The 23,306-nt window shown below is 71.1% G+C and carries 21 protein-coding genes; 4 read left to right on the forward strand and 17 right to left on the reverse strand.

Features of this window, described 5'->3' with window-relative positions; all coding sequences use genetic code 11:
- Window positions 1-6 precede the first annotated feature (6 nt).
- On the reverse strand, window positions 7-462 hold the full coding sequence (locus QFZ71_RS03430; RefSeq protein ID WP_307666762.1) for a DUF948 domain-containing protein: 456 nt from the start codon (window positions 460-462) through the stop codon (window positions 7-9).
- Window positions 463-682: 220 nt separating this feature from the next.
- On the opposite strand from QFZ71_RS03430, the gene QFZ71_RS03435 reads away from it, so the two are divergent.
- Window positions 683-2,899, forward strand: coding sequence for an AAA family ATPase (locus tag QFZ71_RS03435; protein ID WP_307666763.1), 2,217 nt, complete (start codon window positions 683-685; stop codon window positions 2,897-2,899).
- 17 nt (window positions 2,900-2,916) lie between these two features.
- Here QFZ71_RS03435 and rpsD read toward each other — a convergent pair whose 3' ends face one another.
- Window positions 2,917-3,531, reverse strand: coding sequence for a 30S ribosomal protein S4 (gene rpsD, locus QFZ71_RS03440; RefSeq protein ID WP_003970343.1), 615 nt, complete (start codon window positions 3,529-3,531; stop codon window positions 2,917-2,919).
- A 191-nt stretch (window positions 3,532-3,722) separates the two neighbouring features.
- On the opposite strand from rpsD, the gene QFZ71_RS03445 reads away from it, so the two are divergent.
- The gene (locus QFZ71_RS03445) at window positions 3,723-4,424 is read left to right on the forward strand and encodes a DUF2470 domain-containing protein (RefSeq protein ID WP_307666764.1); all 702 of its coding nucleotides are present in this window, start codon (window positions 3,723-3,725) and stop codon (window positions 4,422-4,424) included.
- A 73-nt stretch (window positions 4,425-4,497) separates the two neighbouring features.
- On the opposite strand, the gene QFZ71_RS03450 is transcribed toward QFZ71_RS03445, so the two are convergent.
- The 4 genes from QFZ71_RS03450 to QFZ71_RS03465 form a co-directional block, all read right to left on the reverse strand.
- Window positions 4,498-5,868, reverse strand: a complete 1,371-nt coding sequence (locus QFZ71_RS03450) for a replication-associated recombination protein A (RefSeq protein WP_307666765.1) — start codon at window positions 5,866-5,868, stop codon at window positions 4,498-4,500.
- Window positions 5,869-5,943: 75 nt separating this feature from the next.
- The gene (locus tag QFZ71_RS03455; protein ID WP_307666766.1) at window positions 5,944-6,582 is read right to left on the reverse strand and encodes a vitamin K epoxide reductase family protein; all 639 of its coding nucleotides are present in this window, start codon (window positions 6,580-6,582) and stop codon (window positions 5,944-5,946) included.
- Window positions 6,583-6,949: 367 nt separating this feature from the next.
- Entirely contained in the window at window positions 6,950-8,212 is a 1,263-nt protein-coding gene (hisS, locus tag QFZ71_RS03460) for a histidine--tRNA ligase (RefSeq protein ID WP_307666767.1), read from the reverse strand.
- A gap of 15 nt (window positions 8,213-8,227) precedes the next feature.
- Window positions 8,228-8,917: an MBL fold metallo-hydrolase gene (locus tag QFZ71_RS03465; RefSeq protein WP_307666768.1), complete on the reverse strand. Its 690-nt coding sequence runs from the start codon at window positions 8,915-8,917 to the stop codon at window positions 8,228-8,230.
- Between the two features lie 150 nt (window positions 8,918-9,067).
- On the opposite strand from QFZ71_RS03465, the gene QFZ71_RS03470 reads away from it, so the two are divergent.
- On the forward strand, window positions 9,068-9,859 hold the full coding sequence (locus QFZ71_RS03470) for a peptidylprolyl isomerase (protein WP_307666769.1): 792 nt from the start codon (window positions 9,068-9,070) through the stop codon (window positions 9,857-9,859).
- 211 nt (window positions 9,860-10,070) lie between these two features.
- A complete protein-coding gene (locus tag QFZ71_RS03475; RefSeq protein ID WP_307666770.1) occupies window positions 10,071-11,300 on the forward strand; it encodes a DUF349 domain-containing protein in 1,230 nt (409 codons plus the stop codon).
- 63 nt (window positions 11,301-11,363) lie between these two features.
- On the opposite strand, the gene QFZ71_RS03480 is transcribed toward QFZ71_RS03475, so the two are convergent.
- The 11 genes from QFZ71_RS03480 to pdxS form a co-directional block, all read right to left on the reverse strand.
- Complete coding sequence (locus QFZ71_RS03480; RefSeq protein WP_307666771.1) at window positions 11,364-13,964, reverse strand: bifunctional (p)ppGpp synthetase/guanosine-3',5'-bis(diphosphate) 3'-pyrophosphohydrolase; 2,601 nt, start codon at window positions 13,962-13,964, stop codon at window positions 11,364-11,366.
- 170 nt (window positions 13,965-14,134) lie between these two features.
- Window positions 14,135-14,686 (reverse strand): adenine phosphoribosyltransferase, encoded by a 552-nt coding sequence (locus QFZ71_RS03485; RefSeq protein ID WP_307666772.1) that lies wholly within the window; start codon window positions 14,684-14,686, stop codon window positions 14,135-14,137.
- 3 nt (window positions 14,687-14,689) lie between these two features.
- Window positions 14,690-15,775: a protein translocase subunit SecF gene (gene secF, locus QFZ71_RS03490; protein ID WP_307666773.1), complete on the reverse strand. Its 1,086-nt coding sequence runs from the start codon at window positions 15,773-15,775 to the stop codon at window positions 14,690-14,692.
- Between the two features lies 1 nt (window position 15,776).
- Entirely contained in the window at window positions 15,777-17,567 is a 1,791-nt protein-coding gene (gene secD, locus QFZ71_RS03495; protein ID WP_307666774.1) for a protein translocase subunit SecD, read from the reverse strand.
- Window positions 17,568-17,717: 150 nt separating this feature from the next.
- A complete protein-coding gene (gene yajC / locus QFZ71_RS03500; RefSeq protein WP_307666775.1) occupies window positions 17,718-18,203 on the reverse strand; it encodes a preprotein translocase subunit YajC in 486 nt (161 codons plus the stop codon).
- 166 nt (window positions 18,204-18,369) lie between these two features.
- Window positions 18,370-19,458 (reverse strand): Holliday junction branch migration DNA helicase RuvB, encoded by a 1,089-nt coding sequence (gene ruvB / locus QFZ71_RS03505; RefSeq protein WP_307666776.1) that lies wholly within the window; start codon window positions 19,456-19,458, stop codon window positions 18,370-18,372.
- A gap of 29 nt (window positions 19,459-19,487) precedes the next feature.
- Window positions 19,488-20,114: a Holliday junction branch migration protein RuvA gene (gene ruvA / locus QFZ71_RS03510; protein WP_307666777.1), complete on the reverse strand. Its 627-nt coding sequence runs from the start codon at window positions 20,112-20,114 to the stop codon at window positions 19,488-19,490.
- A complete protein-coding gene (ruvC, locus tag QFZ71_RS03515) occupies window positions 20,111-20,788 on the reverse strand; it encodes a crossover junction endodeoxyribonuclease RuvC (RefSeq protein WP_307666778.1) in 678 nt (225 codons plus the stop codon). The genes ruvA and ruvC overlap by 4 nt, the downstream gene beginning before the upstream one ends.
- Before the next feature lie 164 nt (window positions 20,789-20,952).
- Window positions 20,953-21,705 (reverse strand): YebC/PmpR family DNA-binding transcriptional regulator, encoded by a 753-nt coding sequence (locus QFZ71_RS03520; RefSeq protein ID WP_307666779.1) that lies wholly within the window; start codon window positions 21,703-21,705, stop codon window positions 20,953-20,955.
- Between the two features lie 61 nt (window positions 21,706-21,766).
- Window positions 21,767-22,360 carry a pyridoxal 5'-phosphate synthase glutaminase subunit PdxT gene (pdxT, locus tag QFZ71_RS03525; RefSeq protein ID WP_307666780.1) on the reverse strand — a complete coding sequence of 198 codons (594 nt, stop codon included), beginning with the start codon at window positions 22,358-22,360 and terminating at the stop codon, window positions 21,767-21,769.
- Between the two features lie 6 nt (window positions 22,361-22,366).
- The gene (pdxS, locus tag QFZ71_RS03530) at window positions 22,367-23,284 is read right to left on the reverse strand and encodes a pyridoxal 5'-phosphate synthase lyase subunit PdxS (RefSeq protein ID WP_307666781.1); all 918 of its coding nucleotides are present in this window, start codon (window positions 23,282-23,284) and stop codon (window positions 22,367-22,369) included.
- Window positions 23,285-23,306: the final 22 nt, after the last annotated feature.

Here is a 23,306-nt window from a genome sequence, read left to right on the forward strand (position 1 = left end):
GCTCGATCAGTCCTTCTGTCCGCGGGCGTTTCGGCGTTCGCGCCTGCGTTCGCGCGCCGAGGGTACGGTCCGGCCGACGATCACCGTACGGCGGGCGGAGCCGCGGCCCCGCGCCGGTTCCGGTTCGGGGGCGGCGCGGCGGCCGAGCGCCTGCCGTACGCCGTAGCCGAAGGCGGCGACCTTGACGAGGGGGCCGCCGAAGGTGGAGGCGACGGTGGTGGAGAGCGCGGAGGCGTTGGAGGTGACCTCCTGGACGTCGCTCGCGATGGCGTCGACCTTGTCCAGCTGGGTCTGGGCGGAGCGCACTGTCGCCGAGGCGTCCGCGAGCAGCGGAACGGCCTGATCGGTCACGTCCGCCACGAGTTTGGTGGTCGCCCTGAGCGTCTGGGCGAGCCTCACCAGCACCACGGCGAGGAACGAGACCAGGATTGCCCAGAAGACGGCCACGATGATCCCGGCCACCTCTCCACCGGACACAGTGCACCGCTCTCTGCTCGTCGATCGGCCCCCTCGGGGGCTTGCCTCCGTCGGTGCGGCCGGCTGCTGCCGGCCGCACACGATCGTCGTTCTTCGAGCCTATCGCGCCGTGCGTCCCCTCCCCTACCGCATTCTCCGCGGGGCGGCCGGCAGTCGTCCGACGAGATTGTACGGAGAGCTTTCAAGCCAGTACGCTCCGTGTCTCATGCGACGCCTGCAGGACCCCTTCCCGCGTCCCGGTGATCCGGACGCCCGCCCCGCGCCGCCGCCCGGCGGCCTTCCGGCCGAGCTCAACCCCTTCGTGGGGCGCGCCGGCGAACTGGCCGAGCTGGGAGGGTTGCTGGCGGAGGAGGCGCGGCTCGTCACCGTCGTCGGGGTGGCGGGCGTGGGCAAGACGCGGTGCGTCGTCCGGGTCGCGGCGCTCCGGGAGAAACGGTACTGCGACGGGGTCCTGCTGGCCGAGCTGTCCGCCGTGCGCGATCCCGATCTGCTGGAGCACGCCCTGATCGACGCTCTGGGGCTGACCGATCACACCGGCCGGCCGCCGCGCACCGTCCTCGTGGAGCATCTCCGCGAGCGCCGGACGCTGCTGGTCCTCGACGGTTTCGAACACCTCGTGGACGTCTGCGCCGATCTCGTCACCGAGCTGCTGCGCCGGGCTCCGGGGCTCCAGGTGCTCGCGGCCGGGCGCTGCCCGCTGCGGGTGGACGGGGAGCGGACGTTCCCGCTCGCCCCCATGTCCGACGGGGACGCGGTGGAGCTGTTCACCGAACGGGCGCGCGGCGTCCGGCCCGGCTGGGAGCCGACGGAGGGCGAGCGGGGAACGGTGCTGGAGCTCTGCCGCCGTCTCGACGGGATTCCGCTGGCGCTGGAGCTGGCGGCCGGGCGGCTGCGCGTCCTGTCGGTGGAGCAGGTGCTGCTGCGACTGGACGACCGGTTCCGGCTGCTGACCGGCGGCCGCCGGGGCGCGCCGCCCCGCCACCAGACGCTGCGTACGGCGATCGGCTGGAGCCATGAGCTGTGCACGCCCGAGCAGCGGTTGCTGTGGGCTCGGCTCTCGGTCTTCGCCGGGCAGTTCGACCTGGAGGCCGCGGAGTACATCTGCGGTGGGCCGGACCTGCCGGCCGAGTCGGTGCTCGACGTGCTGGACGAGCTGCTGGCCCAGTCGGTGGTGGAGCGCGAGGAATGCCCTGCCGGGGCGCGCTACCGGTTGCTGGACACGGTGAGCGAGTACGGGGCGCAGTGGCTGGCGGCCACCGGGGACACCCGGCGACTGCGGCGGCGGCACCGGGACTGGTTCCTGGGGCTCGCGACCTGGTGCGAGCTGGACTGGTTCAGTCCGCGGCAGGCGGAGGTGGCGGCGCGGATCGACGGTGAACTGCCCAACCTCCGCCGGGCGATGGAGTGTTCGATGGAGGACCCCGACGAGGTGCATCTGGCGCAGTACCTGGCCGGCACCCTGTGGTTCTACTGGGTCGGCTGCGGGCGGTTGTCCGAGGGGCGGCACTGGCTGGAGCACGTGCTGGAGGAGCCGGCCCCGTGCGACGCGGCACGGCTGAAGGTGCTGTGGGTGCTGGGCTACGTGGCGGTCCTCCAGGGAGATGCGGTCGCGGCGGTCTCGGCCCTCCAGGAGTGCCGGGAGGAGGCCGAGCGTTCCGGGAACGCTGCGGCGCTGGCGTACGCGGTGCACCGCATGGGATGCCTGGCGATCGTGACGGACGACATGCCGCGCGCCGAGGAGCTGCTGCGCGAGGCCCTGGGCCGCTACCGCGAGGCCGGCGAGCTGAACAGCAATGTGCTGATGGCGCAGGTCGAGCTGGCCATGGCGGTGGCGTTCCTCGGGGACCTGGACGCGGCGGCGGCGATCTGCGACGAGGTGCGGGAGGTCTGCGAGGACCACGGGGAGCGCTGGGCGCTGGCGTACGCGCTGTACGTCCTGGCGTACGCGGCGCTGCGCCGGGGGCGGACGGCGCGGGCGCGGCAGATGCTCGGGGAGTGCCTGGCGATCGGCCGGACGTTCAACGATCTGCTGGGAACGGTGCTGTCGCTGGAGCTGCTGGCCCTGGTGACGGCGGTCGAGGGGGACGCCGGGGAGGCCGCCGTCCTCCAGGGCGCGGCGGAGGGCATCTGGCCGTCGGTGGGCCTGCCGCTGTTCGGCTCGGTGTACTACGGGCGGCCTCGGGCGGAGTGCGAGGAGCAGGCGCGCCGGGAGCTGGGGAACGCGGCGTACGAGGAGGGGCTGCGGGCGGGCCGGCGGCTTGATCCGGCCACCGCGGTGGACCGGGCCCTGACCGGCAGCGGTCCGGCCCCGGCGGGGGACGGGCCGGGCACGGGCGGGGCGCCGCCGGCGGGGGAATCCGGGGGAACGCGAAGGCCCGCCGCCTCCCGGATGACAGGGAGGGGCGGGCCGGAGCGCTGGTGAGAGCGACTACGCCTGGATCAGCGGGCGTAGTACTCGACGACGAGCTGCTCGTCGCAGATCACCGGGATCTCCTTGCGGTTCGGGTCCCGGTCCAGGCGGAAGGCCAGGGCCTTCAGGTTCACCTGGAGGTAGCGCGGGGTCTCACCGTCGGTGTCGTAACCACCCTCGCGGGCCACCTGGAAGGGGACCTTGGAGCGGCTGCGCTCGCGGACCTGGACGATGTCGTCCGGGCGCACGCGGAAGGACGGCTTGTCGACCTTGCCGCCGTTGACCTCGATGTGGCCGTGGACGACCATCTGACGGGCCTGGTAGATGGTGCGGGCGATGCCCGAACGCAGGACCAGGGCGTCGAGGCGGCGCTCGAGCTCGACGACCAGCGCCTCGCCCGTCTTGCCCTCGGCCTTCTTGGCACGGTCGTAGGCGCGCGCCATCTGGCGCTCGCTGATGTCGTACTGCGCGCGCAGGCGCTGCTTCTCCAGCAGACGGACCTTGTAGTCCGAGTTCTGCTTGCGGCCACGGCCGTGCTCGCCCGGCGGGTACGGACGCGCTTCGAAGTACTTGACAGCCTTGGGCGTCAGAGCGATGCCGAGGGCACGCGACTTCTTGACCTTGGGACGCGACTGGTTAGGCACGTTCTCCAGACCTCCGTTGTAGGTTAGGTTAGGCTTACCTTACTCAAGGAGATCGCATGTCTTGCCCTGGGAACACCACTCACGTCACGGACAGCACAGGAAGCGGCAGCACCTCGAAGGAGGATGCTGCTACGACGGAAGGCCGATCAGATCGTGGTCAGCCGCGTCCCAGCGGGCCAGAAAACACTCGGATGCCGTCAGCAGCCGAACGCACACGAACTCTCGTACAGAGTACCTGCTCCGCGCTGCTCGTCGTACCGGGGCTGGATGCGGCCCGCGCGGAGCCGCTGATCCCGGACAGCAGGCGCGTGGGGCCCGACGGCGACGTGTTCCTCGAATTCCCCGCGCATTCCCCGGCAGTTCGGGCCGCGACGCACGCGCAGGGCGACGATCTGACGGCCGTGCTGGAGATCACGGACGTCGCCCCGGTCTCCGTACCGCACCGCATCCGGGGACGCGCGTGGATCTCCGGCTGGCTCACCTCCGTCCCCGGCCTCGCGGAGCCCGGCCGGATGATGCTGCGCCTGGAGTTCGGCGAGGCGTACGTGGACGACCTCTGGGGCGCCGACGACATCGACGCGGAGGACTTCCGGGACGCGGCCCCCGATCCGCTGGCCGCCCACGAGGCGGAGCTGCTCCAGCACCTGGCCGCCTCCCACGACGAGCAGGTGCGGGCCCTGTGCGGGCTGCTGGGCGAGCGCACCGCCCGCGCCCGCCCGCAGGACCGGCCGAGCGCCGTGCCCGTGGCACTGGACCGCTTCGGACTGCGGGTCCGCTTCATCGAGGGCCGGAGCTCCTGCTTCGACGCCCGCTTCGATTTCCCCGAGCCGGTACGGGACGTCACCGGGCTGCGCCGCGCCATGCACACCCTCTTCGAGGCGGCCTCACACTGAGCCGCCCCTCCCGTGTCACGCCGCGCGACCGGCGGCACGGGAGCGCAAGCCCACGACGGGCTCCGGAGCCGCCCTACGCCGGGTCCGCGCCCTCGCCCGCGCGGCCGAGGCGCTCGCGGACCCGCTCGACGACGTCCGCGTACCGCGCCTCCGCGCCGTACCGCGTAGGGGTGTAGTACTGCCGGTCGCGCACCGCGTCCGGGGCGTACTGCTGGGCGGCGATGCCCCCCTGCACGTCGTGCGGGTAGACGTACCCCCGGGCGTGGCCGAGCTTGGCCGCGCCCTTGTAGTGGCCGTCGCGCAGGTGGGCCGGGACGGGTCCCGCTAGCCCCCTGCGCACGTCGTCCTGCGCGGCGGAGATCGCCAGCGTCGCCGCGTTCGACTTGGGGGCGAGCGCCAGTGCGATGGTGGCGTGGCTGAGGGTGAGCGCCGCTTCCGGGAAGCCGATCATGGCCACCGCCTGGGCGGCGGCCACGGCGGTCGGCAGCGCGGTGGGGTCGGCAAGGCCGATGTCCTCGCTGGCCGAGATCATCAGCCGCCGGGCGATGAACCGGGGGTCCTCCCCCGCCTCGATCATCCGGGCCAGATAGTGCAGGGCGGCGTCCACGTCGGAGCCGCGGATCGACTTGATGAGCGCGCTGGCCACGTCGTAGTGCTGGTCGCCGTCACGGTCGTACTTCACGGCGGCGCGGTCGACGGTCGCCTCGACCGTCTCCAGGGTGATCTCCGCCTCCCCCGTGGCGATGGCCGCGCCCGCCGCGGCCTCCAGCGCCGTCAGGGCCCGGCGGGCGTCGCCGCCGGCGATGCGCAGCAGATGCGCCTCGGCGTCCTCGGGCAGCGTGACCGCCCCGCCGAGGCCCCGCTCCTCCGTGAGCGCGCGGCGCAGCAGCGAGCGCAGGTCGTCGTCGGTCAGCGGCTCCAGGGTGAGCAGCAGGGAGCGCGAGAGCAGCGGCGAGATGATCGAGAAGTACGGATTCTCCGTGGTGGCGGCGATGAGGGTCACCCAGCGGTTCTCCACGGCGGGGAGCAGGGAGTCCTGCTGGGCCTTGGAGAAGCGGTGGATCTCGTCCAGGAAGAGGACGGTCTCCTTGCCGAAGCCGCCGGTGGCGCGGCGCGCGCCCTCGATGACGGCCCGGACCTCCTTGACGCCCGCGGTGATCGCGGAGAGCTCGACGAACCGCTTGTTGGTGGCCTTGCTGACCACGTACGCCAGGGTCGTCTTGCCGGTGCCGGGCGGGCCCCAGAGGATGACGGAGGACGCCCCGGCCGGGCCGCCGCCGCCCTCGCCGACGAGACGGCGCAGGGGCGAACCCGGCTTCAGCAGATGCTGCTGGCCGACCACCTCGTCGAGGACGCGCGGACGCATCCGGACGGCGAGAGGACTGCTGCTCGGGTCCTTCTCCTGGCGGTCTTCGGCTGCTGCGGTAAAGAGGTCGGGCTCCACGTCATGAAGCGTAAGCGACCCCGCTGACACCACCACCTACGGATGTTCGGAGGTGGCCGGCCCCACAGGCCGTCCTCAGCTGGTCCAGAAGTCCCACCAGCGGGTCAGGATCAGCATGCCGATGATCCCGATCCACAGCACCGGAAGCACCCAGGGGAACTCGGCGAGCCCGTTCCGCAGCCAGGCCGGTGCCGGCAGGACGCGGTTCCTGACGTTGTGCGTGGTCACGTAGCAGAACATGACGATCGTGGCGACCCAGGCCAGGCAGCACCACAGGCAGAGCGAGTTGATGTTGTACAGCGACTGGTACTGGAGCCAGGTGCAGAAGCCGACGCCGAACAGGGTCCCGGCGTTCAGGCCGAGCCAGAACCAGCCGCGGTAGCGCGCGCCGGCGAGAAGCCCCATCCCGATCGCGATGACCATGCCGTACGTGACCAGCCCCAGCATCGGGTTGGGGAACCCGAACACCGACGCCTGCTCGCTCTTCATGATGTTGCCGCAGGCGACGACGGGGTTGAGGCTGCACCCCGGCGTGAAGGAGGGGTCCTCCAGCAGCTTGAACTTGTCGATCGTGATGACCCAGGCGGCCAGCAGCCCGGCCGCGCCGGTGATCACCAGGAGCAGGGCGAGACCGCGGCCGGCCCCGAAGGACCGCTTGCCGCCGCCCTCGTCCCGGTCGGATGAGAGTTCGTGGTCCACCGCTGCAGTCGTCATATCGCCGTTCCATCACCGAGTGGTCAGCCGGGCAAGGTCATTGTGCCGCACCCTCGCCCAGCACAACCGTTCGATGAACATAAGGATGTACGTCAATGAGCGCCCCCGGCGTACGGGCTCCGGGGGCGCGAGGCCACGACGACGGGCGATGCACGGCCCATCCTCACCGGACGGGCGGCACCGAGCGCGCGTACGACCCCCGCGGAGTGCACCGCCAAGGATGAACGCACGCTCACCGTGTTGACGCCGGACGGTAAAAGGCGCTGCCGTCGGGACGTCACGTCCCGACGGCAGCGCCCCGTTCACGGAGCGGCGGGCCGACCGGACCGCCGGAACCGGACGGTCCCGGCGGTCGCACGGCCGCTCCTCAGCCGAGCCGCTTCGTCAGCTCGGCCACGGCTTCGGCCGTCGGCACCGCGCTCTGCTCGCCGGACTCCATGTCCTTGAGCTGGACGACGCCCTCGGCGAGGTCGCGCTCGCCCGCCACCAGGGTGTACCGCGCGCCCGAGCGGTTGGCGCTCTTCATCGCGCCCTTCAGCCCCCGGCCGCCGAACGCGAAGTCCGCGGCGATCCCCGCCCGGCGCAGTTCGGTGACCACACCGAACAGCACCCGGCGGGCCTCCTCGCCGAGCGGGACCGCGTACACGCTGGTGGTGGCGGGCAGGTCGAGCTCGACGCCCTCGGCCTCCAGCGCGAGGACCGTGCGGTCCACGCCGAGCGCCCAGCCGACGGACGGCAGCGCGGGACCGCCGATCATCTCGGACAGACCGTCGTAACGGCCGCCGCCGCCGACCGCCGACTGCGAGCCGAGACCGTCGTGGACGAACTCGAAGGTGGTGCGGGTGTAGTAGTCGAGTCCGCGCACCAGCTTCTCGTCGTCCTCGAACGCGACTCCGGCCGTCGTGAGCAGGGCGCGGACCTCCTCGTGGTACGCCGTGCACGCGTCGCAGAGGTGGTCGCGGAGCTTCGGGGCGCCGGTGAGCTGCTTCTGCACATCCGCCCGCTTGTCGTCCAGGACGCGCAGCGGGTTGATCTCGATGCGGCGGCGGGTCTCCTCGTCGAGGTCCAGGTCGCGCAGGAAGGTCTGGAGCGCCTCGCGGTAGACCGGGCGGCACTCCTTGTCGCCGAGCGAGTTCAGCAGGATGCGGAACTGACGCAGGCCCAGCGAGCGGTACGCCTGGTCGGCCAGGATGATCAGCTCGGCGTCCAGGACCGGGTCCTCGGTGCCGATGGCCTCGGCGCCGACCTGCGAGAAGTGGCGGTAGCGCCCCTTCTGCGGGCGCTCGTAGCGGTAGTACGAGCCGGAGTACCAGAGCTTGACGGGGAGGTTGCCCGCCTTGTGGAGGTTGGCCTCCAGCGCCGCGCGCAGCACGGACGCGGTGCCCTCCGGACGCAGCGCCAGCTCGGCGCCGCCCTTGGTGGTGAGGGTGTACATCTCCTTGGTGACGATGTCGGTGGACTCACCGACACCGCGCGCGAACAGCTCGACGTCCTCGAAGCCGGGCGTCTCGATGTAGCCGTAGCCGGAATCGCGCAGGGGTGCGGAGATGGCCTCGCGCACCGCCAGGAACTTCGCGGAGTCCGGCGGGATCAGGTCGTACGTGCCCTTGGGGGCCTGGAAGGTGCTCACGAATACGTCTCTCGTCTACATTCCTCGGCGCGGCGCCGCGTCCAGACCGTTCAGGAACGGGTTGGAGGCGCGCTCGCGGCCGATGGTCGTCTGGGGGCCGTGGCCGGACAGCACCACGGTCGAGTCGTCGAGCGGCAGGCACACGCGGGCCAGCGACTCGAGCAGCTCGGCGTGATCGCCGCCGGGCAGGTCGGTGCGTCCGACGGAGCCGGCGAAGAGCAGGTCGCCCGAGAAGAGGACCGGCGGAACATCCGCGGCCTCGGGCATCCCGAACGTCACCGACCCCTTGGTATGGCCGGGCGCGTGCGAGACGCCGAACTCCAGACCGGCCAGGCTCAGCTTCGAGCCGTCGGTCAGCTCCTTGACGTCGTCCGGCTCCCCCACGGTCAGCTCGCCCATGAGCGGCATCCCGATGGAGCGGCCCAGCGCCTTCTCCGGGTCGCTCATCATGTAGCGGTCCTCGGGGTGGATCCAGGCGGGGACGTCATGGGCGCCGCAGACGGGCACGACCGAGGCGACATGGTCGATGTGACCGTGGGTGAGAACGACGGCGACGGGCTTGAGCCGATGCTTCTTCAGCGCTTCCTCGACGCCTTGGGCGGCCTGGTGGCCCGGGTCGATGATCACGCACTCCTCACCGGCGGCGGGGGCGACCAGGTAGCAATTGGTCCCCCAGGCCCCGGCGGGGAACCCGGCAATGAGCACGATCGTCCTTAATGTTCGGCGGAGGATGCGGCCGCGACGGAGGATGCGGCGGATCAGAGCCTACCGGCGCTCCTCATCCCACAGGTAACCCATATACGGTACGGGGCAGCTCAGGCCCACATCCTCACGACGTAACAAGGAGCCCAACCGGTGTCCAGCAGCGAACAGCGGCGGCGGCAGCTCGCCCGGGAGAAGTTCGAGCGCCAGCAGAAGCGGCGGGAGGAGGCCCGCCGCCGGACGAAGCGCATCACCGCGATCGTCGCCGCCTCGGTGGCCGTGATCGCCGTCGTGGGGGTGAGCGCGTTCGTCGTGGCGGGCAAGGACGACGACAAGGACAAGAAGAGCGACACCGCGTCGAGCCGGAGCCCCTCCCCGGAGCCCTCCGAGAGCGAGAGCAAGGCTCCGCTGCCGCCGATGAAGATCGACAAGAAGGCTTCGTACACGATGTCGCTCAAGACGAGCCAGGGCGACATCGGGTTCTCGATGGACGCGGCGAAGACCCCGCAGACGGTGAACTCCTTCAAGGCGCTCGCCGACAAGGGCTACTTCGACGGCACCAAGTGCCACCGCCTGACCACCCAGGGCATCTTCGTGCTCCAGTGCGGCGACCCGAAGGGCGACGGCACGGGCGGTCCGGGCTACACCATCCCGGACGAGAACCTGGACGGGCTCGGCAAGGCGGGCGGCGACGGCACCGTCGTCTACCCGCCGGGCACGGTGGCGATGGCCAACACCGGTCAGCCGAACTCCGGCGGCAGCCAGTACTTCCTGGTCTACAAGGAGACGAAGCTCCCGCCTACCTACACCCCCTTCGGCACGATGGACGCCGCCTCGCTCAAGACCGTCCAGAAGGTCGGCGAGGCCGGCGTCGAGGGCGGGGCCGGCGACGGCGCCCCGAAGAAGGCCGTGACGGTGGAGAAGGCGTCCGTCGAGAAGAGCTGAAGCGGCGGGACGGCGACCGGCCGGAGGGTCACCGGGGCGGCGGGGACCCCCACGGGCCGAGGCGGATAATTTGAGCCTCGCCGAGTGCGGACAGCCGGGCGGCCGGTCGCCTAGATTGACGTTGTGCAGGGCGGGCGGTGCCCGCCCCAGGAAACTGTGGACGATGCCCGGGGGGCGAACCCCCTCGCAGGCATCAGGTGGAGGAGGCGCTGTGAGCAGCGACCCGTGGGGCCGCGTCGACGAGACGGGCACCGTGTACGTGCGTACAGCCGAGGGCGAGCAGGTCGTCGGATCGTGGCAGGCCGGTTCCCCCGAGGAGGCTCTGGCCTATTTCGAGCGCAAGTACGACGGCATGGTGGTCGAGATCGGCCTCCTCGAACGGCGGGTGAAGACCACCGACCTGTCGGCGAAGGACGCGACGGCGGCGATCGACCATCTGCGGCAGCAGGTCGACGAGCACCATGCGGTGGGCGACCTGGAGGCGCTCCGCAAGCGGCTGGACGCGCTCGTGGCGACGGTCGAGGCGCGGCGCGAGGAGCGCAAGGCGCTCAAGGCCAAGCAGACCGACGAGGCCAAGCAGGCCAAGGAGGCGCTGGTCGCCGAGGCCGAGGAGCTGGCGAAGAGCGAGCAGTGGCGGTCGGCCGGTGAGCGGCTGCGGGCGCTGGTGGACACCTGGAAGGGCCTCCCCCGCCTCGACCGCAAGTCGGACGACGAGCTGTGGCACCGCTTCTCGCACGCGCGCTCGGCGTTCTCCAAGCGGCGCAAGGCCCACTTCGCCGCGCTGGACGCCCAGCGGGAGGACGCCCGCAAGGCCAAGGAGAAGCTGGTCGCCGAGGCCGAGGCGCTGTCCGGTTCGCGGGACTGGGCGGCCACGGCCGCGCGCTACCGCGACCTGATGACCGAGTGGAAGGCGGCGGGCCGCGCCCAGCGCGAGGCCGAGGACGATCTGTGGAACCGTTTCCGCGGTGCCCAGGACGTCTTCTTCGCCGCCCGAGGCGAGGTCTTCGCGGAGCGGGACGCCGAGCAGGGCGAGAACCTCAAGCTCAAGGAGGAGCTCGCCGACGAGGCCGAGAAGCTGGTGCCGGTGAAGGACCTGAAGGCGGCCCGCGCCGCGTTCCGGTCGATCAACGAGCGCTGGGAGGCCATCGGCCACGTACCGCGTGACGCCCGCCCGAAGGTCGAGGGCCGGATGCAGGCGGTGGAGCGGGTGCTCCTGGAGTCCGAGGAGGCCGAGTGGCGCCGGACGAACCCGGAGGCGCGGGCCCGCGCCGAGGGCCTGACCGGACAGCTGCAGGCCGCCGTGGACAAGCTGCGCGGCCAGATCGACACCGCGCGCGCCCAGGGCAACAACGCCCGCGCGGACAAGCTGGCCAAGGAGCTGGAGGGCCGGCAGGCGCTGCTGGACCAGGCGCTGAAGGGTCTGGAGGAGTTCGGCGGCTGAGAAGGCCGGCTCACGCAGGGGCCCCCGGTACGCGGTGCGTACCGGGGGCCCCTGCGTCGTCCGCTACGGCCTGCGGGCCGAGGTGACCCGGTAGACGTCGTAGACGCCCTCCACGCCGCGTACGGCCTTCAGGACGTGGCCCAGGTGCTTGGGGTCGCCCATCTCGAACGTGAAGCGCGAGGTGGCCACCCGGTCTCGGGAGGTCTGGACGGCCGCCGACAGGATGTTGACGTGCTGGTCGGAGAGGATCCGGGTGACGTCGGAGAGCAGCCGGGAGCGGTCCAGCGCCTCGACCTGGATGGCGACCAGGAAGACCGAGGACTGGGTGGGGGCCCATTCGACGTCGAGGATGCGCTCGGGCTGCTGCGAGAGCGACTCCACGTTGACGCAGTCGGCGCGGTGCACGGAGACGCCGCTGCCCCGCGTGACGAAGCCGATGATCGGGTCACCGGGGACGGGCGTGCAGCAGCGGGCCAGTTTGACCCAGACGTCCTCGACGCCCTTGACGACGACGCCGGGGTCGGCGTTGGCGCGGCGCTTGCCGCGGCCGCCGTGCGAGGGCGGGGTGGACTCGGCGATGTCCTCGTTGGCCTCGTCGTGGCCGCCGAGCGCCTGGACCAGCTTCTGGACGACGCCGGCCGCCGCGACATGGCCCTCGCCGATCGCCGCGTACAGGGAGGAGATGTCGGGGTAGCGCATCTCGTGGGCGAGGGTGACCAGGGAGTCGCCGGTCAGGATGCGCTGGATCGGCAGGTTCTGCTTGCGCATGGCGCGCGCGATGGCGTCCTTGCCCTGCTCGATGGCCTCGTCGCGGCGCTCCTTGGAGAACCAGGCGCGGATCTTGTTGCGGGCACGCGGCGACTTGACGAAGCCGAGCCAGTCACGGGAGGGCCCGGCGCCGGTCGCCTTGGAGGTGAAGACCTCGACCAGGTCGCCGTTGTCGAGCGTCGATTCGAGCGGGACGAGCCGCCCGTTGACGCGCGCTCCTATGGTCCGGTGGCCGACCTCGGTGTGGACGGCGTACGCGAAGTCGACCGGGGTCGCACCGGCGGGCAGCGCTATCACGTCGCCCTTCGGCGTGAAGACGAAGACCTCGTTGCGCGAGAGGTCGAAGCGCAGGGACTCCAGGAACTCGCTGGGGTCCTCGGTCTCCTTCTGCCAGTCCAGGAGCTGACGCAGCCACGCCATGTCGTTGACGGTGTCCTGGCCGCGTCCGGTGTTCCTGGGGACGTCGGTGCGCACCTTGGAGGCGCCGGCGACGGCCTCCTGCTTGTACTTCCAGTGGGCCGCGATGCCGTACTCGGCCCGGCGGTGCATGTCGAAGGTGCGGATCTGCAGTTCGACGGGCTTGCCGCTGGGACCGATCACCGTGGTGTGCAGCGACTGGTACATGTTGAACTTGGGCATGGCGATGTAGTCCTTGAACCGCCCCGGCACCGGGTTCCACCGGGCGTGGACGGTGCCGAGCGCCGCGTAGCAGTCGCGGACGGTGTCGACGAGGACCCTGATGCCCACCAGGTCGTAGATCTCCGCGAAGTCGCGGCCTCGCACGATCATCTTCTGGTAGACGCTGTAGTAGTGCTTGGGGCGGCCGGTGACGGTGGCCTTGATGCGGGCGGCGCGCAGGTCCGCCTGGACCTCGTCGGTCACTATGGCGAGGTATTCGTCGCGCTTGGGGGCCCGCTCGGCGACGAGGCGGACGATCTCGTCGTACATCTTGGGGTAGAGGATCGCGAAGGCGAGGTCCTCCAGTTCCCACTTGATGGTGTTCATGCCGAGCCGGTGTGCCAGCGGGGCGTAGATCTCCAGCGTCTCGCGGGCCTTCTTCTCCTGCTTCTCCCGCTTGAGATAGCGCATGGTGCGCATGTTGTGCAGGCGGTCGGCGAGCTTGATGACCAGGACCCGCGGGTCCTTGGCCATGGCCACGACCATCTTGCGTACGGTCTCGGCCTGGGCGGCCTCGCCGAACTTGACCTTGTCCAGCTTGGTGACGCCGTCGACGAGCAGGGCCACCTGGTCGCCGAAGTCGCGGCGCAGGGTGTCCAGGCCGTACTCGGTGTCCTCGACGGTGTCGTGCAGCAGGCCCGCCATCAGCGTCGCCGGGTCCATGCCCAGCTCGGCGAGGATCGTGGTGACGGCCAGCGGGTGCGTGATGTACGGGTCGCCGCTCTTGCGCTTCTGGCCCCGGTGCCAGCGCTCGGCGACCTGGTAGGCCTTCTCGATCTGGCGGAGCGTGGCCGTCTCGATCTTGGGATCGTTGCCCCGGACGGTCCGCAGGAGGGGTTCCAGCACCGGGTTGTACGGGCTGGAGCGCTGTACGCCCAGTCGGGCGAGGCGGGCCCGTACGCGGTTGGAGGAACCGCCGGAGCGGGAGGAGGAGCCGCCGGTGGCTCCGGACTTCGCGGGGGGCCCGGGGGGCGGCGGTTTGGGCGCGGCGGGGGCCGGCTTCCTGGCGGGCGGCTGCGCCGGACCCGTCGTCCCGGCCGGGTTCGGCGGGACCTCGGGGGCGGCGGGCTTCGCGGGCTGCGCCGGCCCCGCGGGGCGCGTGGCATCGGCGGGCGCGGGCTCCGGCGCGTTCGAGGGCGCGGCCTTGTCCGGCGTGGCGGGGGCCGCCACGGGCTTCTCGGGCTGCGGGGCGGCGGCTGACTGGGCCTCGTCTGGCAAGAGCGCTCCTCGTGCGGATCCGGGGTACCCGGAGAGCCCATGGTATCGATCCCCCGGCGAGTCCTCCCCCGGGGACGGTGGAAGCCCGCACGACGAAGGATGGGCACCCGGTGTTCCCGGATGCCCATCCTGGTGTGCTCGGTGTCCGTCGCCGGACCGCGGCCTGCGGATCAGACCGTGATCAGGGCCTCCAGCGGTGCGCCGCCGAGACCCGGCTCCAGCCGGGCCCGGCCCGCGAGGAAGCCGAGCTCCATGAGCACCGCGACGCCCGCGACCCGGGCGCCGGCCCGCCGGATGAGCTCCAGCGACGCCTCGGCGGTGCCGCCGGTGGCCAGGACGTCGTCGATGACCAGGACCCGGTCCTCGGCGTCGAGGTCCTCGGCGTGGATCTCGATCTCGGCGCTGCCGTACTCCAGCTCGTAGGACTGGCTCAGGGTGGCTCCGGGGAGCTTCCCCGCCTTGCGGACCGGGACGAAGCCCAGGCCCGCCCGGACCGCGACGGGCGCGGCCAGGATGAAGCCGCGCGCCTCCAGGCCGACGACCTTCGTGGCGCCGTGGCGTACGCACAGCTCCGCGAGGGCGTCGGTGAGCGCCGTGAAGGCGACCGGGTCCGCGAGCAGCGGGGTGATGTCCTTGAACATCACGCCCGGCTTCGGGTAGTCCGCGACATCGCGGATCCGGCTGAGCAGCAGCTCGCGGAGGGATTCGGTGGTGCTCGTCATCGCTCAGCGCTTCCCGGGGGCGCGGCCGTGGGACCGGGGGTGCCCGATCGTGGAGCCCGCGGTCTCGGCGGCGTCGCGCGGGTCCTCGGTTCCGTCCTCCGGGAACTCGCCCTTGGCGGCCGCGGCGGCCCGCTTGGCCAGCACCCGCTTCTTCAGCGCCTTCATCTGCGGCTCGCGTTCCTTGAGGTCGGCGACGAGCGGCGTGGCGATGAAGATCGAGGAGTAGGCGCCGGCGGCGAGGCCGACGAACAGCGAGAGCGAGATGTCGTTCAGCATGCCGGCGCCGAAGACGCCACCGCCGATGAACAGCAGACCGGCCACCGGCAGCAGCGCCACCACGGTGGTGTTGATGGAGCGGACCAGGGTGCTGTTGATCGACCGGTTGGCGATCTCGCTGTACGTGTAGCGGGTCTGCTTGGTGATGTCCTTCTGGCCCTCCTTCAGGCTGTCGAAGACCACCACCGTGTCGTACAGGGAGTATCCGAGGATGGTCAGCAGACCGATCACCGTGCCGGGCGTGACCTCGAAGCCGACCAGGGCGTAGACGCCGACCGTGATGGTGATGTCGTGGATCAGCGCGACCAGGGCGGCGACGGCCATCCGCCACTCGAAGGCGATCGCCAGATAGATCACCACCAGGATCATGAAGACCCCGAGGCCGGTCCAGGCCTTGTTCGCGATCTGCTCGCCCCAGCTGGGGCCGACCAGGTCCGCGTTGATGTCATTGGCCGGGATGCCGAGTTCGTCGGAGAGGGTCTCCTTGATCTCGTTGGCCTTGGCGGTGTCGACCTCGGTGATCTGGATGCGCAGACCGCCGTTGCCGAGCTCCTGGACGATCGCCATGTGACCGGACGCCTCGGTCGCCACGTCCGTGGCCCGGGCGGTCGAGATCTGGGCCTTGGTGTCGGTCGTGAAGACCGCGCCGCCCTTGAACTCGATGCCCATCCGCAGCCCGCCGACCGCCACGCCGATGATGGCCGTGATGGTGATCAGGATCGAGACGCCGTACCAGATCTTGCGGTTGCGGATGAAGTCGTAACCGACCTCGCCGCGGTAGAGCCGGGCGCCGAGATTGCCGAGTCGCGACATCTCACGCCTCCTTCGGTTCGGTGGGGGCGTTGACACGGCGCGAACGGCGCAGCGGCGGCTGGGCGCCGAGCCGCTTCGGGTCCAGTCCGGACCACGGGCCGCCGCGGGAGAAGAACTTCGTCCGTCCCATGAGCGTCATGAGGGGCTTCGTGAAGAAGAAGACCACGACGACGTCGAGCAGGGTGGTGAGGCCGAGCGTGAAGGCGAAGCCCTGCACCTTGCCCACGGTGACGATGAAGAGCACCGCTGCGGCCAGGAACGACACGAAGTCGGAGACCAGGATGGTGCGGCGGGCGCGTGGCCAGGCGCGTTCGATCGCCGGACGGAGCGTGCGTCCCTCGCGGATCTCGTCCCTGACGCGTTCGAAGTAGACGATGAACGAGTCGGCCGTGATACCGATGGCGACGATGGCGCCGCAGACCGCTGGGAGGTTCAGCGCGAAGCCGATGGCCGGGCCGAGCAGAGCCATGATCGTGTACGTCAGGATGCCGGACACCAGGAGGCTCAGGAGCGCGATGAACGCGAGGCCCCGGTAGTAGACGACCAGGTAGACGACGACGAGGGCCAGGCCGATGGCGCCGGCGATGAGGCCGCCCTTGAGCTGCTCGCTGCCGAGCGCCGCGGTCACCGTGGTGACGCTGACCTCCTTGAAGGTCAGGGGCAGGGCGCCGTACGACAGGATGTTGCCGAGGTCCTCGGCCGACTGCTGGGTGAAGCTGCCGGAGATCTGGGCGTTCTTGCTGAGCGCGGTGCGGACCGAGGGAGCCGAGACGACCTCGCCGTCGAGGACGATCGCGAACTGGTTCATCGGCGGCTGCTGCTGCGAGAGCCGGCCGGTGATCGTCTGGAACTTCTTGGCGCCGGCGGAGGTGAACTCCATCGACACGATCCACTCACCGGTCTGCTGATCGATGGCGCCCTTGGCGTCGTCGACGTCGCTGCCGGAGACCTCGGCGGGGCCGAGGATGTACTTCTCGTAGCTGCCCGGAACGTTGGAACCGCAGGCGACGATGGAGTCGGTGGCCTTGGCGTTCCTGCCCGCGTCGGTCCGCTGCTTGGGGTCCGTGCAGTCGAGCTTGGTGAACTCCTCCTGGAGCTTGGCCGTCGCCGGGTCCACGGAGGGCGTCGCCTCGGGGGAGCCGGACGGCTTGGGCTTGTCGGAGGCGCCGGGCGTCGGGTCGTCCTTCGTCAGGGCGCCGGTGACCGCGCGGCCCTGCGTGGTGGCGCTCGCCGAGGGGGTGGCCTCCGTGCCGGTGGCCTCCTCGCCCTCGGGCTTGTCCTTGTCCTCGCCCTTGTCCCCGCCCGCGGCGGACTCGCCGGGCTTGGGGGTGGCGCTGGCCGAGGGGGTCGCGGAGCCGGAGGGCTTGGGCGCCTCGGGGCCGCTCGCCTGCACCGTCAGCACAGGCCGGAAGTAGAGCTGGGCGGTGGTGCCGACCTGCTCCTGGGCCTGCTTGGAGTTCGTCCCCTTGGGGATGTTGACGATGATGTTCTTCGAGCCCTGGGTCTGAACCTCGGCCTCGGAGACGCCCAGCCCGTTGACGCGCCGCTCGATGATCCCGACCGCCGTGTCCATGTTGGTCTGGTTGATCGCGTTCGGCTTGCCGGGCTGGTTCTGCGCCTCCAGCGTGATCGACGTACCGCCGGCGAGGTCGATGCCCAGCCGGGGCGTGGTGTGCCCGGACAGGAACATCCCGCCGGCGAGCGCGACCATGGCGATGAGGATCAGAGCCAGGGCACGCCCCGGTCGGCCATGACCGCCGGACGGCCCTCGGCCCTTCTTGGGTGCTGCCACCTTCTCGTTTCTCCCTGTCCAACCGCCCCGCGCCGGGTACGCGTCGGAACGGCCACGAAATGTAGTGGGGACCCTGCCCCCGCAGACGACCGCACGGTCCCGGGGACGCCGCGCGCCGGTGGGCGCGCGACGTCCCCGGGGTCGTGAGAACTACTTGGTGTCGGCTTCGCCGTCGGTCTTCCCGCTCTTGTCCTCGGCGTCCTTCACGTCCTTGACGTCCTTGGCCGAGGCGTCCTCGGAGTCGTCGTCGGCCGCGTCGTCCTTGCCCAGGTCGATCTTGGCGACCTCCGCGTCACCGGTCAGCGAGGAGGCGTCGTCGGGAACGACGGTGCCGTCCGTGTCCAGCTCCGGGTCGTCGCCGTGCACGATGCGGTTGTACTCCGCGTCGTCCAGGACCGCGCCGATGGAGTTCTTCGCGTAGACGGCGTGCACGCCCGGGGCCACTTCGAGGAGGACGGTGTCGTCGTGGACTTCCTTCACGGTCGCGTACATGCCCCCGATCGTCCGGACGCCGGTGCCGGGCTGCATGTCGTTGCGCATCTGCGCGGCCGCCGCCTGCTTCTTCTTGGCGGAGCGGGTCATCAGGAACATGGCCCCGATGAGCACGATGAAGGGGAGGAAAGTCAAGATATCCACGGGACGGGAATTCCTTCGCACGACCGCGCTGGAATGCGGCCTGTATATACGGGGGTGGGTACACCGACCGGTAAGGGCGGCATCGGCGGAGTCTAAGCGAGTCCGCATCGATGGAACAACGCCCAGCATGGCACCCGGGTTCCCGTGCGGGCGAACCCGTGACGCCTCACGCCCCGAACAAGCCCTGTTGTCCCTTTGCTCCGTGCGCCGGCGGGACCAGTCCCAGGTGCGCCCAGGCCGCGGGGGTGGCGACCCGGCCGCGCGGCGTCCTGGCCAGCAGTCCTTCCCGTACGAGGAAGGGTTCGGCGACCTCCTCGACGGTCTCCCGCTCCTCCCCCACGGCGACCGCCAGGGTGGACAGGCCGACGGGACCGCCGCCGAACAGCTTCAGCAGGGCGCCGAGGACGGCGCGGTCCAGCCGATCCAGTCCGCGGGCGTCAACCTCGTACACCTTGAGGGCCGCCGCAGCGATCACCCGGTCGATCGTTCCCTCCGCCTTGACCTGGGCGTAGTCACGGACGCGGCGGAGCAGCCGGTTGGCGATACGGGGGGTGCCGCGGGAACGTCCGGCGATCTCGGCCGCGCCCTCCGCGTCGATGCCGACGTCGAGGAGCCGCGCGGAGCGGTGGATGACGCGTTCCAGCTCGGCGGGGGCGTAGAACTCCATGTGCCCGGTGAAGCCGAAGCGGTCGCGCAGCGGGGGCGGCAGCAGTCCGGCGCGGGTGGTGGCCCCGACCAGGGTGAACGGGGGCAGCTCCAGCGGGATCGCGGTGGCGCCGGGGCCCTTGCCGACGATGACGTCGACCCGGAAGTCCTCCATCGCCATGTACAGCATCTCCTCGGCGGGCCGGGACATGCGGTGGATCTCGTCGAGGAAGAGGACCTCGCCCTCCTGGAGGGAGGAGAGGATCGCGGCGAGATCGCCGGCGTGCTGGATGGCGGGGCCCGAGGTGATCCGGATCGGAGCGTTCATCTCAGCGGCGATGATCATGGAGAGGGTGGTCTTGCCGAGGCCGGGGGCGCCGGAGAGCAGCACGTGGTCGGCGGTGGCACCGCGGGCGCGGGCGGCCTTGAGGACCAGGTCGAGCTGTTCGCGTACCTTCTCCTGGCCGACGAACTCCTCCAGGTCCTGGGGGCGCAGGGCCGCCTCGACCGCGGTGTCCTCGCCGTCGAGATGGGCGGCGTCGACCAGCCGGTCGTCGAGGACCGGGCCGGTCGGCTCGTCGGTCTCGGGTCCGGTCTCGTCCCAGTTCATTTCGGGCCTCTTCGGTGGTTCGGTGCCGGTCAGCGTGCGCGGTTGAGAGTCTGCAGGGCGGCCCGCAGGAGCTGTGGCACGGGGGGTGCGGCGCCTTCGGCGACGGCGGCCTCGGCCTGCGGTGCGACGGCGTCGACGGCCTCGTCGGCCTCGCGGCTCGCGTAGCCGAGGCCGATCAGCGCGGCCTGGAGCTGGTCGCGCCAGCCGGAGGTGACGGGGGTGCCGATGCCCTGCTGCCCGATGTGCGCGCCGACCGGTTCGCCGAGGCGGTCCTTGAGCTCCAGGAGCAGTTTCTGGGCGCCCTTCTTCCCGATGCCGGACACGGCGGTCAGCGCCTTCTCGTCGCCGGTGGAGACGGCGAGGCGCAGGGCGTCGGGGCTGTGGGTGGCGAGCATCGCCTGGGCGAGGCGGGGACCGACACCGCTGGCGGTCTGGAGGAGTTCGAAGACCTGTCGCTCGTCGCCGTCGGCGAAGCCGTACAGGGTGAGCGAGTCCTCCCGGACGACCAGCGAGGTGGCGAGCCGGGCCTCCTTGCCGACCCGCAGGCCGGCGAGGGTCTGCGGGGTGCACTGGACGGCCATGCCGATGCCGCCGACCTCGATGACGGCCGTGGCCGGGGCGAGGGCGGCCACCGGGCCGGAGACGAAGGCGATCATGCGGTGCGGCCTTTCAGCGTGCGGGGCGTGCTGGAGGTACCGGGCGTACCGGGGGTGCTGGAGCTGCCGGGCGTGTCGTGCGAGCCGGTCCGGCGCGGGGTGCGGGAGGCGGCCGGGGTCCTCGACACGCCGAGGGAGCCGGCGGTCCGGGACGTGCCGGGCGAGCGGTGGGCGGCGACGGCCCGCTGGAGCCGGTTCTGGGCGGGGGCCCGCCAGATGTGGCAGATCGCGAGGGCCAGGGCGTCGGCGGCGTCGGCGGGCCTGGGCGGTGCGTCCAGCCGCAGCAGCCGGGTCACCATCGCGCCGATCTGGGCCTTGTCGGCACGGCCCGAGCCGGTGACGGCGGCCTTGACCTCGCTGGGGGTGTGCAGGGCGACGGGGATGCCGCGGCGGGCGGCGCAGAGCATGGCGACCGCGCTGGCCTGGGCGGTGCCCATCACCGTACGGACGTTGTGCTGGGCGAAGACGCGCTCGACGGCGACGAAGCCGGGGGTGTGTTCGTCGAGCCACTGCTCGATGCCGCGCTCGACGGCGACGAGGCGGTCGCCCAGTTCGGCGTCGGCGGGGGTGCGCACGACGCCGACGCCGATCATGGTCAGCGGGCGTCCCGCGACCCCCTCGACCACGCCGACGCCGCACCGGGTCAGCCCCGGGTCGATGCCCAGAACCCGCATGGAGCCCCCCTGTCCTCGGTCGTCACCGGCGCACGCCGCGCCCACTCGATCATCTGTTCCCGCAGGCTATCGGCTCGGACCGACAAACCGTGGCAACCACAGGACGACGGGCCGACGGGGAGTGCCCCGTCGGCCCGTCGCGTGAAGACCTGGCGGCCGTGCCGTCAGGCGTCGACCTTCTCCATGACCTCGTCGGACACGTCGAAGTTGGCGAAGACGTTCTGCACGTCGTCGCTGTCCTCCAGCGCGTCGATGAGCTTGAAGATCTTGCGGGCGCCCTCTTCGTCCAGCTCGACCTGCATGGTGGGCAGGAAGCTGGCCTCGGCGGAGTCGTAGTCGATGCCCGCCTCCTGGAGGGCGGTGCGCACCGCGACCATGTCGGTGGCCTCGCTGACCACCTCGAAGGTCTCGCCGAGGTCGTTGACCTCCTCGGCGCCCGCGTCGAGGACGGCGCCGAGGACGTCGTCCTCGGTCAGCTCGCCCTTGGGCACGATCACGACGCCCTTGCGGTTGAACAGGTACGAGACCGAGCCCGGATCGGCCATCGAGCCGCCGTTCCGGGTCATGGCGACACGGACGTCGGACGCGGCGCGGTTGCGGTTGTCGGTGAGGCACTCGATGAGCACCGCGACACCGTTGGGGCCGTAACCCTCGTACATGATCGTCTCGTAATCGCTTCCGCCCGCTTCGAGACCACCGCCGCGCTTGACCGCGGAGTCGATGTTCTTGTTGGGGACGGAGCTCTTCTTCGCCTTCTGAATGGCGTCGACGAGCGTGGGGTTGCCCTCGGGGTCGACGCCGCCGGAGCGGGCCGCGACCTCGATGTTCTTGATCAGCTTCGCGAAGAGCTTGCCGCGCTTGGCGTCAATCACGGCCTTCTTGTGCTTCGTCGTAGCCCATTTAGAGTGGCCGGACATCTGCCTTCTCCTTCGCGTCACCAAAATCGAGTCGAACCCGAGAGATCCTACCGGGGTCCGTTCACTTCACCGCGCGCACCATGTCCACGAACAGGGCGTGCATGCGGTGGTCGCCGGTCAGTTCGGGGTGGAACGAGGTGGCGAGGGCGTTTTTCTGCCGGACGGCCACGATATGCCCGTCATGTTCGGCGATGACCTCGGCGCCGGCCCCGACGGACTCGACCCAGGGAGCACGGATGAACACGCCTTCCACCGGGCCGCCGTCGACGCCCGCGACCTCGACCGCGGCCTCGAACGACTCGTTCTGCCGCCCGAAGGCGTTGCGCCGCACGATCATGTCGATGCCGCCGACGGTCTCCTGGTGCGAGCGGGGGTCGAGGATCTTCCCGGCCAGCAGGATCATGCCCGCGCAGGTGCCGTAGACCGGCATCCCGGTCCGCACCCGCTCGCGCAGCGGCTCCAGCATGCCGAAGAGCACCGCCAGTTTGGACATGGTGGTGGACTCGCCGCCCGGTATGACCAGACCGTCCACCTCGGCCAGCTCGTCGGGGCGCCGGATCGGCCTGGCCAGGGCGTCCGCCGAGGCCAGGGCGATCAGGTGCTCCCGTACGTCGCCCTGGAGTGCGAGGACGCCGATCAGGGGGGTGTCGCTCATCAGTGGTTACCAGCCGCGGTTGGCGTAGCGCTCGGACTCGGGAAGGGTGTCGCAGTTGATGCCGACCATGGCCTCGCCCAGGTTGCGGGAGGCGTCCGCGATGACCTTCGGGTCGTCGTAGAAGGTGGTGGCCTTCACGATGGCGGCGGCGCGCTTGGCCGGGTCGCCGGACTTGAAGATGCCGGAGCCGACGAAGACGCCCTCGGCGCCGAGCTGGCGCATCAGCGCGGCGTCGGCCGGGGTGGCGACCCCGCCGGCGGAGAACAGCACGACGGGCAGCTTGCCCAGCTCCGCGACCTCCTTGACCAGCTCGTAGGGGGCGCGGAGGTCCTTGGCGGCGGCGTACAGCTCGTTGTTGTCGAAGCCGCGCAGCCGCGCGATCTCGTTCTTGATCTGGCGCAGGTGGCGGACGGCCTCGACGACGTTGCCGGTGCCGGCCTCGCCCTTCGAGCGGATCATGGCCGCGCCCTCGGCGATCCGGCGCAGGGCCTCGCCCAGGTTGGTGGCGCCGCAGACGAAGGGGGTGGTGAAGGCGAACTTGTCGCTGTGGTTGACCTCGTCGGCCGGGGTGAGCACCTCGGACTCGTCGATGTAGTCGACGCCGAGGGACTGGAGGACCTGGGCCTCGACGAAGTGGCCGATGCGGGACTTGGCCATGACGGGGATGGAGACGGCCCCGATGATCTCCTCGATCATGTTGGGGTCGGACATCCGGGCCACGCCGCCGTCCTTGCGGATGTCGGCGGGGACCCGCTCCAGGGCCATGACCGCCACGGCGCCCGCGTCCTCGGCGATCTTCGCCTGCTCGGCGTCGACGACGTCCATGATCACGCCGCCCTTGAGCTGCTCGGCCATGCCGCGCTTGACGCGGGCGGTGCCGGTGACGGGTGCGGCGGACTGCGGGGTGCTGGGAAGCGTGGACACGGGACCTCACTCGGTGAAAGAC

This window comes from Streptomyces sp. V2I9 (genome assembly GCF_030817475.1).
Lineage (GTDB): Bacteria > Actinomycetota > Actinomycetes > Streptomycetales > Streptomycetaceae > Streptomyces.

Coding starts and splice junctions, on each gene's coding strand:
- QFZ71_RS03435 (WP_307666763.1), top strand. CDS start 683: ATGCGACGCCTGCAGGACCCCTTCCCGCGTCCCGGTGATCCGGACGCC.
- QFZ71_RS03445 (WP_307666764.1), top strand. CDS start 3,723: ATGCCGTCAGCAGCCGAACGCACACGAACTCTCGTACAGAGTACCTGC.
- QFZ71_RS03455 (WP_307666766.1), bottom strand. CDS start 6,582: ATGACGACTGCAGCGGTGGACCACGAACTCTCATCCGACCGGGACGAG.
- QFZ71_RS03485 (WP_307666772.1), bottom strand. CDS start 14,686: ATGACGAGCACCACCGAATCCCTCCGCGAGCTGCTGCTCAGCCGGATC.
- secF (WP_307666773.1), bottom strand. CDS start 15,775: ATGTCGCGACTCGGCAATCTCGGCGCCCGGCTCTACCGCGGCGAGGTC.
- ruvB (WP_307666776.1), bottom strand. CDS start 19,458: ATGAACTGGGACGAGACCGGACCCGAGACCGACGAGCCGACCGGCCCG.
- ruvA (WP_307666777.1), bottom strand. CDS start 20,114: ATGATCGCCTTCGTCTCCGGCCCGGTGGCCGCCCTCGCCCCGGCCACG.
- ruvC (WP_307666778.1), bottom strand. CDS start 20,788: ATGCGGGTTCTGGGCATCGACCCGGGGCTGACCCGGTGCGGCGTCGGC.
- QFZ71_RS03520 (WP_307666779.1), bottom strand. CDS start 21,705: ATGTCCGGCCACTCTAAATGGGCTACGACGAAGCACAAGAAGGCCGTG.
- pdxT (WP_307666780.1), bottom strand. CDS start 22,360: ATGAGCGACACCCCCCTGATCGGCGTCCTCGCACTCCAGGGCGACGTA.